The following is a 13,003-nucleotide window of genomic DNA, read 5'->3' as shown; positions in this document are numbered from 1 at the left end:
ATCATGTTTAATAGATTTATAAATAGACCAGTTTTGTCGATTGTTATATCCCTGATCATTGTGTTCTTGGGGATATTGGCTATGACTCAATTACCGGTTACACAATTTCCAGCTATTTCTCCGCCCAAGGTAAATGTGAAAGCAGAATATCCGGGTGCAAATGGAGAGCTGATGATCAAGGCGGTGATTATCCCATTGGAAAGGGCAATCAATGGGGTACCCGGCATGAAATATATGGCTTCGGATGCTGGTAATGACGGCGAAGCAAGTATTCAGATAGTTTTTGATTTGGGTACTGACCCCAATCAAGCCTCTGTCAATGTACAGAATAGGGTAGCATCCGTAGTAAACAAGCTTCCTCCCATCGTTGTCCGTGAAGGGGTGAAGATTACAAGGGAAGAATCCAATATGTTGATGTACATCAATATGTACAGCGATGAGAAGGACCTGGATGGTAATTTCATGTTCAACTTTGCGGATATCAATGTAGTTTCAGAGTTGAGGCGAGTTCCTGGAGTTGGGGTTGCAGATATTTTGGGAAACCGGGAATATGCAATGCGTATCTGGTTGAAACCAGATCGAATGACTGCCTATAAGATATCATCAGAAGAGGTGATGAAATCACTGGAGGAACAATCATTAGAAGCATCACCAGGTAGAGCAGGTGAGTCTTCGGGTATCAAATCACAGTCTTTTGAATATGTACTCAAGTATTCAGGTCGTTTTACCACGGAGGAAGAATATGGCAATATTATCTTAAAAGTAAATCCAAACGGTGAGATCTTGAGATTGAAGGATGTCGCTGATATTCATTTTGGATCGGCGATGTATGATATTTATTCAACATTGAATGGTCGCCCATCAGCAGCGATAGTATTAAAGCAATCTTATGGTAGCAATGCTTCTCAGGTCATTAAGGATGTGAAAGCGAAAATGGAGGAACTACAGAAAGATTTTCCGAATGGGTTGCATTATGAAATCAGTTATGATGTTTCCAAATTTTTGGATGCCTCCATGGAAAAAGTAGTTCATACTTTGGTTGAAGCTTTTATTTTAGTTGCGCTGGTGGTCTTCTTATTCTTGGGTGATTTACGTTCTACACTGATTCCGACTATTGCCGTTCCAGTTTCTTTGATCGGAGCATTCTTGTTTATGCAATTTTTCGGGATCAGCATCAATCTGATCACCCTTTTTGCCTTGGTGCTGGCGATTGGGGTGGTCGTTGATGATGCGATCGTAGTTATCGAAGCAGTTCACAAAAAGATGGAAGAAGACCATGTCTCTGCCTACAAAGCTACCAAGCGTGCTATGAAAGAAATTGCAGGAGCTATCGTAGCGATAACTTTCCTGATGGCAGCGGTATTTATTCCTGTTGCATTTATGTCGGGACCGGTTGGTATTTTCTATCGTCAATTTTCAATAACCATGGCGACATCTATTATTCTTTCTGGTATAGTTGCCTTAACCTTGACACCGGCACTATGTGCTATTATGTTGAAGAACAACCATGGAAAACCACGTAAGAAATCAATTGTAGATAAGTTTTTGGAATCTTTTAACCGTGGTTTTGATAAAATGCAAAACAAGTATGTAAGGTTATTGGGTAAAATTGTAAACAAGCGAGCATTAACTTTTATCATATTGATAGGTTTTTGTATTGGTGCTTATTTTCTGAACAACAGTGTACCTGCAGGTTTCATTCCTAATGAAGATCAAGGGATGATCTATGCAATTATTCAGACTCCGCCGGGATCAACATTGGAAAGAACCAATAAGGCTGCCTTGGATCTGCAGAAGGAAGCTGAAGATATCGATGGTGTTTCTTCTGTTTCATCCTTGGCAGGATATGAAATTCTGAATGAGGGTACAGCTGCCAATACAGGTACCTTATTAATCAATTTAAAAGGTTGGGATGAGCGCAAGGAGTCTGCTGTTTGAAATCATTGAACAATTGGAGAAAAGTGCCGAAAATATTCCAGGTGCTTCCATAGAGTTTTTCCAACCACCTGCTGTTCCGGGGTATGGTGCTGCTGGCGGTTTTGAGCTGCGGTTGCTAGATAAAACTGGAAACAACGATTTCCAGAAAATGGAACAAGTAAGCCGAGATTTTGTGAAAGAATTGAAACAATAGGAAAGAATTAGCCTCAGTATTTACATTCTTCAGTGCTAGTTTCCCTCAGTACCTATTGAAAATTGACAATGATATCGCTCAGCAAAAGGGGTTTCGATTGATAATGCCATGAGTACATTGTCGACCTTGGTTGGGTCCAATTATGAGACTAACTTTATCAAATTCGACAGGCAATATAAGGTAATGGTTCAAGCTTTACCTCAATACCGAGCTTTACCGGAAGACATTTTGAAACTATATGTTAAAAATGACAAGGATGAAATGGTGCCATTTTCAGAGTTTATGCACATGGAGAAAGTATATGGTCTTTCAGAAATAACTCGTCACAATATGTATTTGGCCTCTGAGATTTCAGGTTCTGCTGCGGATGGATTCAGTAGCGGCGAAGCAATCAGTGTAGTGAATGAAGTTGCTTTGAAGACCTTACCTAAAGGTTACAGCATTGATTGGGCAGGTATTTCTAAAGATGAGGTGGCAAGAGGTAACCAAGCTATCTATATATTCTTGATCTGTTTAGGTTTTGTGTATTTGATTCTGGCAGCACAATATGAGAGTTTTGTCCTTCCATTTTGCGGTTATTTTATCCCTTCCTGTAGGTATCTTCGGAGCTTTTTTTCTTATTGAAATTACTGCATTTGGAAAACAATATCTATGCACAGGTTGCATTGGTTATGTTGATCGGGTTATTGGGGAAAAATGCGGTTTTGATCGTTGAGTTTGCAGCGCAGAAGCATGCCGAAGGGATGAGCATTTTAGAGTCAGCAATGGAAGGGGCGAAGGTTCGTTTCAGGCCAATTTTGATGACTTCCTTTGCGTTCATCGCAGGGTTGATTCCATTGGTTATGGCGACAGGACCTGGAGCTATTGGAAACCGGACAATTGGTACCGCTGCGGCAGGAGGGATGCTGTTAGGTACCATGTTCGGGGTCCTTATTATCCCAGGCTTATATTTCATTTTTGGAACAATTGCTTCAAAAAGGAAACTCATTAAATACGAAGACGAAAACCCTTTATCGGAAGAATTAGATGGAAACTAGAACATATAAACACTTCAATTGGGTTGTCATTGGTTTGTTGGCACTAACAGTCGTAGGCTGTAAAGTTCCACAGGCAACTCAGAAGAAAGAAAATAAGGTATTGCCTGGAGCGTTTGCTGATTCATTGGCATCGCAGGATACCAGCAATTCGGGGAATGTAAAATGGCGCGAATTCTTTACAGATCCGAATTTGATCACATTGATTGATACCGCTCTTAAAAACAATCAAGAATTGAACATTACTCTTCAAGAACTTGAGATCACCAAAAATGACATCATGCTTCGTAAAGGCGCATTGAAACCTATCGTAGGAATTGGTGCTGGTGGAGGTATTGAAAAGGTAGGGCGTTATACTTCTCAGGGGGCTGGCGATGCTTCGACTGAAATGACCCCCGGACATGAAATTCCTGATCCTTTGGGAGATTTGAATGTTTCGGTATTTGCGCATTGGGAGGTTGATATATGGAAGAAATTAAAAGATTCTGAGCAAGCAGCAGTCAACCGATACCTTGCAACAGTGGAAGGGAAGAACTTTGTTTTGAGCAGTTTGATAGCAGAAGTCGCAAATTCATATTATGAACTGTTGGCCTTGGACAATCAATTAGGCATCATCCGTCAGAATATCGAATTGCAAGAGAAAGCATTGGGCGTTGTCAAAATTCAAAAATAAGCAACACGTGTTACAGAACTTGCGGTAAAGAAATTTGAGGCTGAGGTTGCAAAAACAAAAGGAATGGAGTTTTCTACACTTCAACAGATTAAGGAAACTGAGAACAGGATCAACTTTCTGTTGGGTAGATATCCGCAGAATATTGTAAGGAATCAATCTAGTTTCATTGACTTGGTCCCAGCGACAGTAAAAACGGGTATTCCTAGTCAGTTATTGAACAACAGACCTGATATACTGCAAGCAGAACATGAGCTAGCTGCCGCAAAATTGGATGTTCAAGTTGCCAGAAAAGAGTTCTATCCTTCGTTGGACATTTCGGCAGCATTTGGGTTGCAAGCATTTAAGCCTTCCTATTTATTTAGATTGCCAGAATCCCTATTATATAATTTGGCAGGAGATTTAACGGCACCACTATTAAATAAAAATGCAATAAAAGCCGAATTTAATTCTGCGAATTCTAGGCAAGTGCAGGCAATTTATAATTATGAAAGAACGCTGTTGAATGCCTTCACGGAAGTATCGACACAACTTTCAAATATTGATAATCTAGAGAAAGGTTATTTCTACAAAAATCAAGAAGTTGATGCATTAAACAAATCAATTGATGTATCCAATGAATTGTTTAAATCATCGAGAGCAGATTATTTAGAGGTATTGATGACCCAAAGAGATGTCCTTGATGCAAAACTTGAATTAATAGAAACAAAAAAACAACAACTAAATGCCGTTGTTAATGTTTATAAAGCATTAGGTGGCGGTTGGAAATAAATCCCATCTAATTTAATTAGGGTTAGTTTTTCAAAGGAGCAGATTTTCTGCTCCTTTTTTATACTATAATAAAGTTGATTTTCGGGGAATCAGTTTTGTTTTCAATTCAATAGTTTCAAATTCTTCCTTAGGGTATTTTGAGTTTATGATTTCCAACAATTTCTGAAATGCAACCATTCCAATTTCTTCTGTTGGTTGGACTACCGTGGATAATGACGGATTCAGAGAATTTGGTATGCGAATATTTGAAAATCCAATTACTGAAATTTCTCTTGGAACATCGATGTTCATTTCAGCGAGGATTCCTAAGGTCAGGGTAGTAATATCGTCTGTTGCTCCAAATATGGCATCAACTTTAATATTTTTAGATTTTAGAAATTTCAACTTCTTGGTAATGGACTGTTCGATTTCATCGTGTTTTCCATAATCACATTCTAGATATAAATTGTTGTCGAATTCTATTTGATGATCTTTGAGGCATTTCTTAAAACCCAATAGCCTATCTGCTGTCACTCCGATATTTTTTGCTGTAATATGCAAGATGTTTTTCTTGCCGGAGTCCAATAGATGTTTCGTTGCTTCATAGGCACTCAGTTTATTGTCAATACCGACTTTATGGGTTTCGATATTGTGGTTTACCCTGTCGAAAAGAACCACAGGTATGCCTGAATCTTGCAGATCTCTAAGCTGGTTGAAATTAGAATTATAGGAAACAGGGGAAATCAAAAGTCCATCAATCCCGCGGATCCTTAATACTTCAATGGCATGTTTCTCGAGATTGACATCATCCCTACTTTGCATAATGATTATATCATATTTTTCGAGTTGAGATGCTTTGTGAATACCGTCCAGGATTTGAGAAATAAAAGTGCTGCTGATATTAAAAACAATGACGCCAATAGTGTTTGTTTTTCCGGTTTTTAAGGTTCTAGCGACCTTATTAGGGATATAATTATGTTTTTCGGCATATTCTTTAAACCAATTTTTTTGTCGATTCACTTATTTCATAGCTGTCTGAGAGAGATTTGGAAACAGTTGATACCGATAGTTTTAAATCTTTTGCAATGTCCTTTAAAGTTTTACGTTCTATCATCTTAAGTTCCTCTTGAAATTACCAATGGGAATGGTGTCTTCTAAACAATAAATAAACGGAATTTTCATGGAATTGGCAATTTATGGATTAGAATAAATAAAAAAGATCCCAAATAAATGATTTGGGATCTTAAATATATAATTCAATATTTTTATAAGTTCATTGGGGCCGCGGCAAATGGAAGTACAACATTTTCTTTCACTATTTTGCCATCTTTATAAATACTAAAGAGAATATTACCTGTATAATATGAGTATTGATACATATCACCTTTAGTTTCGTGCAAGTTTTGCATTACACCTTTAGTTTCATATTTGATCCAATCTTTCTGGTTAAAGATTAAATAATCATCATAAATTAATGGTCCAATATATTCATAATAGTCTACATAATTTAAGCCTCTTGATTTGTCGAGTATTGTTTCTTTTTGGGTATAGTTACTCAGGTTTTTTTCAAGGTTCAGTACTAGCCACTGCCCTGAATTTGAACTAGCACTAAATTTAAAGTCGTAATATTCATCCCTATCGTTATACTTTGTTGCGCTGTTGCTTGATGCCATAGAATAAAACCTGAATTTGGGATCCACAGTTCTCACTTCAAAGATTAAAGAATTACATGGTAAACTACTAACCGAATCAATATTAATGGATCCATTCAATAATTTTTTATTTTTGGATTATTGTATTCAGCTACTTCACCTTTAAAATTAAAAGAAACTGTTTGAAGAGTTTTGTTATAGTCAAAGTCTGTTATTTCAAATGTTTTTTCAGGTTGGTGAACGGGAGTATTGTAAGAATTATTAATACTAGTACTTTTTGTTCCGTAACTCAAAGAAACCAAGGAACCATTAGTCAATAAGGTGAAACTTACTTTGGAATTACGCCCATCATTGGTAGATACTTCAGCACTGACATATAATTTTCCACAATTTTCATTGCCTATCGCGTAATTAATCTTTCCTTTTAATTCTGAGTTGTTCTCAGAGATGCTGAAAGATGAATCTTTAGGATCTTCAATTTCGTCTGCCTTTTTACAGCCTGTCAAGGCAATAAAAATAAAAAATACTAATAAATGGAAACGGTTCATAATTTTAAATGTTAATGTGTTGAAAATGGCAAATATCTTTTCTTGTTATAATACTAAAGAAATATTATTTCAAATATAGACATATGGTTTGAAGAAAGGTTTACTGTTGTTTAAAATTTTATATTATTGACCTTATCTTGTTAAAGAAAACAATAGAATAGGCTTATATTTTTTACATAGAGTAAATCCGTGCCCGTCATTTATTTTCTACAAATTAAATTAATGTTAAGTTAACATCAATTCTTGGATAGTTATTTGATAGTTCTATTTGGAATCCTAATTATTAGGATGAAGGAATATAAATTGGAATAATTTATGTTTTCAATTTGATGGCGAGGCTTTTCGAAAAAAATGGTATGCAAAAGGTAAAAGTTATAATCACAGGTACCACAGGTATGGTTGGTGAGGGAGTACTTCAGGAATGTTTAATCAATCCAGAAGTGGAAAGTGTTTTGATCGTAAATAGAAGGGAATATCCATTACAGCATCCTAAATTAAGACAAGTCATACTTTCGGACATCCTAGAGATTGACCAACTGGGCAATGATCTACTGGACTATAATGCTTGTTATTTTTGTGCTGGAGTTTCCTCTGTAGGAATGGATGAGGAGGAGTATACCAAAATGACTTATGATTTAACACTCTCATTCGCCCAAAAATTGGTAAAAATTAATTCTGATATAACCTTTTGTTATGTTTCTGGAAGTGGTACCGACAGTTCTGAAAAGGGCAGGAGCATGTGGGCTAGGGTCAAAGGAAAGACAGAAAATGACCTGATGAAATTACCATTTAAAGCCGTATATAATTTTCGTCCTGCTTTTATGCGGCCAACCCCAGGCGCAAAAAATGTAAAACCATTGTTTAGATTTATCACTTCTTTATACCCGATTCTGAGACCTTTCAGCAAAACTTATTTCTTGACTTTAGAAGAAGTGGGTAAAGCTATGATAGCCGTATCAATTCATGGTTATAATAAACATGTCCTTGAAGTACAAGATATTTCATTTTTAGCTTCAAAAAATATATAGGTAATTATTTTATAGCTAAAAATACCCGTCTTAAAAATTCTCAACATTATTGCCAATCTTAAAAGAAATGGAAATATCATTTTTTGCGTAAAAATCATGATGCTTTAAGTATTCTTTATTTCTGAAAAACAAGTGTTTTCATTGAATAAATAATTAATTGTCTAAACAATCAATTTGAGAGATTGATTAGTAATTAACTAAAATTAATTTAATACTCTTTTTTTAATTATAAAAATTTATTGATTCAGGTCAAAAATTTTTAAAAAAATTATAAATCAATTCAAATTTTTGTGTTATTTAGTGTCAACATTGACAACTAAAATAAAACCTGATATAGACTGCTTGTCGGTCTATACGAACAATTTTTAGAGCCAAATTTATAAATCGTTTTAGCATTATTTATTATTAACTATATTCTTATGTGGAATTCTGACAAATTTACTCGTAGAGGAAACAGACTATGGATTATTCCTTTAGTGCTCCTCGCAACAAGTTACAGTCCTGCTAACGCTCATGTTAGTTTGGGTCCCAACAAATTCCTGACCTCTAAATTACAACAGCAAACGGTTTCGGGTGTTGTTCGTGATGCTGGAAACAATCAGCCAATGGGCGGTGTAACCATTTCGGTAAAAGGAACAAGAGTGGCTACTCAAACAGATGACAATGGTAATTTCTCCATTGAAGCCAGTTCTGGACAGGTAATCGTTGCCAACTTCTTGGGCTATCAGTCTCAAGAGAAAACCGTTAGTTCTGGTACGATGAACTTCTCCCTTCAAAGCTCGGATCAACAAATCGAAGAGCTGGTGGTCGTGGGTTATGGTACAATGAGAAAATCAGATGTAACTGGTTCTATTTCCAATGTAAAAGGAGAGGACATGATCAAGGTTCAATCCTTCAGTCCTTTAGAAAACTTAAGGGGTAAAGCTCCCGGTGTAAACATCTTTTCAAACTCGAGTCAGCCAGGTGCTTATGGTAACCGTGTGTTAATCCGTGGTACAAATACGATCAACTCTTCCTCCAACCCATTATATGTTGTAGATGGTGTGGTAATGCAAGATTTTCACCTATTGAATCCAAATGATATTGAGAGCATTGAGGTATTAAAAGATGCTTCTTCTGCAGCTATTTATGGAGCAAGAGGTGCCAACGGTGTTATTTTGGTTACTACTAAAAGAGGAAATAAAGATGGTAGAAGAACGATAACCTATTCAGGATCAGTGAGCAGTAATTCTGTTCAAAGATATATGGATGTACTTTCTGGTCAAGAGTGGGTAGATGCTTTTATGATCGGGTTGGAAAATGAAAACAAGTGGCAAGGAAAATCTTGGAGCCTAGACAAAAAGTCGTGGTTCAATGATCCAAATTACTTTGATGCTAATGGTAACCCATTGTACAATACGGATTGGCAGAGAGAGGCTACCAGAAATTCTCTTTCACACAATCATCAAATCGATATTCAACAAGGAGATGAGAATTCATCTGTTGGTGCTTTCTTAAACTATTCTGAAAACCAAGGGGTTGTAAACAATACTTACAGTAAGCGGGTGAATGGTAAATTGGCTTATGATTCCAAAGTTAAAGATTGGTTATCATCTAGCATTAATTTATTGGTGAACCATACTTGGGGCCGTCATACTCCTGAAGATGGTGGTGGACAGGATGCACGTCGTACGATGATTGAAATGCTTCCTTGGTTACCAGTTTACCAACCTGATGGTGTATATACCAATTCTTCATCCTCGACAGTTTCCAATGTATTGGGATTTGAGGGTATGGCAAATCCAGTATCCATCCTAGATCTTCAAAAAAGAATGCGTTATAATACACAGATCTTTGGTAATGCGGCTTTGACTTTCCATTTAGCTGATGGATTAGATTTGAAAACGCAATTTGGTATTGACAACCATAGAAAAGAATACAGAGGTTATTCATCTATTACTTTGAACAATATTTCAAGGCCAAATGGCTGGGCTGAAGTAAATAGCTGGAATGACCTGTATTGGCAAGAAGAAACCTATTTAACGTATAACAAAGCATTTGATAAGCATAGAATCAATGCAATGGCGGGTCTTTCTTGGCAAGCACGTACATATTTTGGTTTTTCAGCTAGGACAGAAGGATTTACATCTGATGCATATGAGTATAACAACCTAGGTGTTGGTTCTATCCCTGGATCACCAAGTTCTGGAGCTAATAAATGGGCGATGAATTCATACTTTGTACGTGGTAACTATAGCTACGACGATCGTTACTCATTAACAGTTACAGCTCGTGCTGATGGATCTTCAAAATTCGGTAAGGATAAGAAATATGGTTTCTTCCCTTCTGCGGGTGTAGCATGGAATGTTTCAAATGAAGATTTCATGAAGGACCAAACTACGGTTAGTAACTTTAAGATTCACACAAGTTATGGTGTAACTGGGAACTCAGAGATCAATCCATATTCTTCATTATTTATGATTAACGCTGGAACGACCTTGTTAGGAGGAATCCGTGAACCATCAGCTTTTGTAGGTAATCTTGGTAACTCGAGTTTACAATGGGAGAAAACTAAAACTTATGATGCTGGTATCGAATTAGGATTTTTCCAAAATCGTTTGAATTTTGATGTTTCATATTACAGAAAAACAACTACAGATCTATTGTTAGAATCTCCAGTTCCAACAGCAACGGGTTACCGCAGTGTTTGGAGAAATATTGGTGCTGTTAGAAATTCTGGGGTTGAATTCTTAGTAAATGGTTCACCAGTTCGTTCGGAAGACTTCAATTGGAATGTGACTTTAAATGGTAGTTATAACAAAAATGAGGTAATTAAACTAGGAGCAAACAACGAGGATATTTTAATCAATCACTGGGTTGGTGGACCAAATGGTATCATCAGAGTAGGCGAGGATTTGAATAGTTTCTATGGTTATAAGAGAAATGGCATTTATACTGTTCAAGATTTCGAAAACGGTGATATTCCAGAGGATAAAATTGGTAGACCAAACCGTTCAACTAACCAAGAGATTTTAGGTAAAGGTGTTCCTAGCTGGACAGGAAGTTTTATCAACAACCTGAACTATCAGAACTTTGATTTAACCGTTGATCTTCAGTATGTATATGGAGTTGAAACATTGCAACAGTTTTATCACTCGACTTATGACCGTTTTGGTATCACCAATGGTTTGACAGAGATTTTGACTGATGCATATAATGGTTCAAATCCAAATACTATGCAACAAGCGATTTATTTAACAAACAATGGTCACGCTGGACAGGATACTAACGTTGATTCACAATGGATCGCTGATGGATCATATATCCGTGTTAACTTGATTCAATTGGGTTACACTTTCAAGCCTGATTTGTTAAGTAAAATGGGATTCTCGGCATTGCGTATTTATGCAAGTGCTAATAATCCTTGGTTATTTACAAGTAAAGAATTTAAGGGATACGATCCAGAAAGTTCTTCACAAGGTGAATATAAGTTTGGTCAAAACGTAACGTTCTTCTCTTACCCTAGAGCAAAAACATTCACATTCGGCCTTAATTTGACTTTATAATTTCTTGAAGAAACATTATTATGAAAACTAAAAATTTTGCAATCGCTATACTTCTTACTGGAGCTTTGAGTTTAAGTTCATGTGAGAAATTTTTGGAAGAGAACCCTGATTCGAATGAGCAGTTAGAAGTTTTCTTTAAAACAGAGGCACAGGCAACAGCAAATGTCAATGCGCTATATCGTCGTGGTGCACCAGTACGTTATGGTAATGCCGGAAGTGCATATTTGGGTCCTACGGCATCAATTCCTACTTTTTTAACGGGTTATTTTACCAACTCGTACGAAAACCAAGAATTGGTATGTGCATATTCACGCCAATTGGTCAGGCAACAAAATACACGTATTGTTTCCAATACGATGAATTCCATTTGGGATGATGGTTATTCTGCCATTAATATAGCCAATGGAGGAATTTTGCATATTCCGGATATTGCTATGCCAAATGAACAAAATAAAAAAGTACTTATCGCAACTTCAAAATTCTTCAGAGCTTTCAATTATTTCTATTTGGTGAAGACCTTTGGAGATGTTCCGATGCCAACTTTACCTACGGAGGACTTAAGTAATCTTTATCTTACTCGTACTGCCGCAGCTGATGTTTACAAATTAATTGAAACGGATTTAAAAGAGGCAGTAGAGGTTTTGCCTGCAGTGACTTTCACTGACAACAAAAAGAGAATCACCAAATATGTGGCTGCGATGACTCTTGCGAATGTTTATTTGCAACAGGGTAAATTTGCTGATGCAGCGACTTATTCAAAAATGGTCGTTAATTCTGCTCATGGGCTTACAGCCAATGATGATTTGAAGATGAACAGTGCATACAATAAATTAAGAAAAACGGATGACTTAGCAGAAAGTATCTATGCATATGAATTTGATGGCGCAATTAATTCAAGTGGATGGTGGACAACTTATGCATTCAACGGATCGGCAACTGCTGTATTCGATAAGTATTCTATTTTTGAAAGAGTGTACGGTCCAACAAAAAGATTCTTGAATGTATATAAAGCGGATGACTTAAGGATTCAACCTAACCAATTCTTCCATTGGGAATATAAAAACCCTAATACGGGCAAAGTATGGAAATCTGATGATGCGGGTGTATGGTATTTTGTTGACGAAAGTGCATTATTGAATACTGGTCGTGGTACGAAAGATTGGAATATCTACCGCTATGCAGAAGCATTATTAATTGCTGCTGAAAGTACTGCTAAGGCAAGCAATGCGGTAACAGCTGAAGCTGCTGGATACTTGGCAAGGATTAAAGCTCGAGCTTCTACTACGAATAAAACAGTAGCACAATTTACTACTGAACTTCAAGGTTTATCTCTGAATGCATTCGTTGAAGAGGTATGGAACGAAAGATTGCGTGAATTGCCATTGGAATTCAAAATGTGGGACGACTGCTTAAGAACTGGAAAATTCCCTAATATTTCTACTACAGAAAAAGGGAAAATTACCTGGGTAAATCTTGTGGGAGCACAAAATGCTTCAGGTGCAACATTTAAAGATTCAGATCTTTTATGGCCGATTTCATTGGATGAACTTCAACGTAATCCAGAGTTAACTCAAAACAAAGACTATCAAGCTACCAATTAAGAGTTTGATTTAATGATAAAGAGGCTATCAAATTTTTTGATAGC

At 36.6% G+C, this 13,003-nt stretch carries 9 protein-coding genes and 1 pseudogene; 6 read left to right on the top strand and 4 right to left on the bottom strand.

Annotation, left to right across the window (positions count from 1 at the left end; genetic code table 11):
- Nucleotides 1–3 precede the first annotated feature (3 nt).
- From FGL31_RS28140 to FGL31_RS25970, 3 genes and pseudogenes are all read left to right on the top strand, one after another.
- Nucleotides 4–3,168 (top strand): annotated as a pseudogene (locus FGL31_RS28140) (efflux RND transporter permease subunit).
- Nucleotides 3,158–3,838 carry a TolC family protein gene (locus FGL31_RS25975; RefSeq protein ID WP_232046799.1) on the top strand — a complete coding sequence of 227 codons (681 nt, stop codon included), beginning with the start codon at nt 3,158–3,160 and terminating at the stop codon, nt 3,836–3,838. Before FGL31_RS28140 ends, FGL31_RS25975 begins: the two are co-directional and overlap by 11 nt.
- 63 nt (nt 3,839–3,901) lie before the next feature.
- Nucleotides 3,902–4,606: a TolC family protein gene (locus FGL31_RS25970; RefSeq protein WP_232046798.1), complete on the top strand. Its 705-nt coding sequence runs from the start codon at nt 3,902–3,904 to the stop codon at nt 4,604–4,606.
- 63 nt (nt 4,607–4,669) lie between these two features.
- On the opposite strand, the gene FGL31_RS15155 is transcribed toward FGL31_RS25970, so the two are convergent.
- The 4 genes from FGL31_RS15155 to FGL31_RS15145 form a co-directional block, all read right to left on the bottom strand.
- The gene (locus FGL31_RS15155) at nt 4,670–5,605 is read right to left on the bottom strand and encodes a LacI family DNA-binding transcriptional regulator (RefSeq protein ID WP_197734289.1); all 936 of its coding nucleotides are present in this window, start codon (nt 5,603–5,605) and stop codon (nt 4,670–4,672) included.
- The gene (locus FGL31_RS29955) at nt 5,580–5,699 is read right to left on the bottom strand and encodes a LacI family DNA-binding transcriptional regulator (RefSeq protein WP_197734288.1); all 120 of its coding nucleotides are present in this window, start codon (nt 5,697–5,699) and stop codon (nt 5,580–5,582) included. Before FGL31_RS29955 ends, FGL31_RS15155 begins: the two co-directional genes overlap by 26 nt.
- A gap of 151 nt (nt 5,700–5,850) precedes the next feature.
- On the bottom strand, nt 5,851–6,357 hold the full coding sequence (locus tag FGL31_RS15150; protein WP_138092625.1) for a hypothetical protein: 507 nt from the start codon (nt 6,355–6,357) through the stop codon (nt 5,851–5,853).
- Nucleotides 6,354–6,785, bottom strand: coding sequence for a hypothetical protein (locus FGL31_RS15145; RefSeq protein WP_138092623.1), 432 nt, complete (start codon nt 6,783–6,785; stop codon nt 6,354–6,356). Before FGL31_RS15145 ends, FGL31_RS15150 begins: the two co-directional genes overlap by 4 nt.
- Nucleotides 6,786–7,141: 356 nt before the next feature.
- Between FGL31_RS15145 and FGL31_RS15140 the strand changes: the two genes are divergently transcribed.
- From FGL31_RS15140 to FGL31_RS15130, 3 genes are all read left to right on the top strand, one after another.
- A complete protein-coding gene (locus FGL31_RS15140; protein ID WP_138092621.1) occupies nt 7,142–7,813 on the top strand; it encodes an NAD-dependent epimerase/dehydratase family protein in 672 nt (223 codons plus the stop codon).
- Nucleotides 7,814–8,232: 419 nt separating this feature from the next.
- Nucleotides 8,233–11,358 carry a SusC/RagA family TonB-linked outer membrane protein gene (locus FGL31_RS15135; RefSeq protein ID WP_138092619.1) on the top strand — a complete coding sequence of 1,042 codons (3,126 nt, stop codon included), beginning with the start codon at nt 8,233–8,235 and terminating at the stop codon, nt 11,356–11,358.
- Between the two features lie 20 nt (nt 11,359–11,378).
- Nucleotides 11,379–12,959 (top strand): RagB/SusD family nutrient uptake outer membrane protein, encoded by a 1,581-nt coding sequence (locus tag FGL31_RS15130; protein ID WP_138092617.1) that lies wholly within the window; start codon nt 11,379–11,381, stop codon nt 12,957–12,959.
- Nucleotides 12,960–13,003 lie beyond the last annotated feature (44 nt).

This window comes from Sphingobacterium daejeonense, assembly GCF_901472535.1.
Lineage (GTDB): Bacteria > Bacteroidota > Bacteroidia > Sphingobacteriales > Sphingobacteriaceae > Sphingobacterium > Sphingobacterium daejeonense.
The sequence above is the reverse complement of the archived record's forward strand: the minus strand, read 5'-3'. Positions and strand labels throughout refer to the sequence as shown.

Bases quoted from the DNA above. Each gene is read 5' to 3' on its own strand.
- FGL31_RS25970 (WP_232046798.1), top strand. From the start codon at position 3,902: ATGGAGTTTTCTACACTTCAACAGATTAAGGAAACTGAGAACAGGATC.
- FGL31_RS25975 (WP_232046799.1), top strand. From the start codon at position 3,158: ATGGAAACTAGAACATATAAACACTTCAATTGGGTTGTCATTGGTTTG.
- FGL31_RS15135 (WP_138092619.1), top strand. From the start codon at position 8,233: ATGTGGAATTCTGACAAATTTACTCGTAGAGGAAACAGACTATGGATT.
- FGL31_RS15145 (WP_138092623.1), bottom strand. From the start codon at position 6,785: ATGAACCGTTTCCATTTATTAGTATTTTTTATTTTTATTGCCTTGACA.
- FGL31_RS15140 (WP_138092621.1), top strand. From the start codon at position 7,142: ATGCAAAAGGTAAAAGTTATAATCACAGGTACCACAGGTATGGTTGGT.
- FGL31_RS29955 (WP_197734288.1), bottom strand. From the start codon at position 5,699: ATGATAGAACGTAAAACTTTAAAGGACATTGCAAAAGATTTAAAACTA.
- FGL31_RS15130 (WP_138092617.1), top strand. From the start codon at position 11,379: ATGAAAACTAAAAATTTTGCAATCGCTATACTTCTTACTGGAGCTTTG.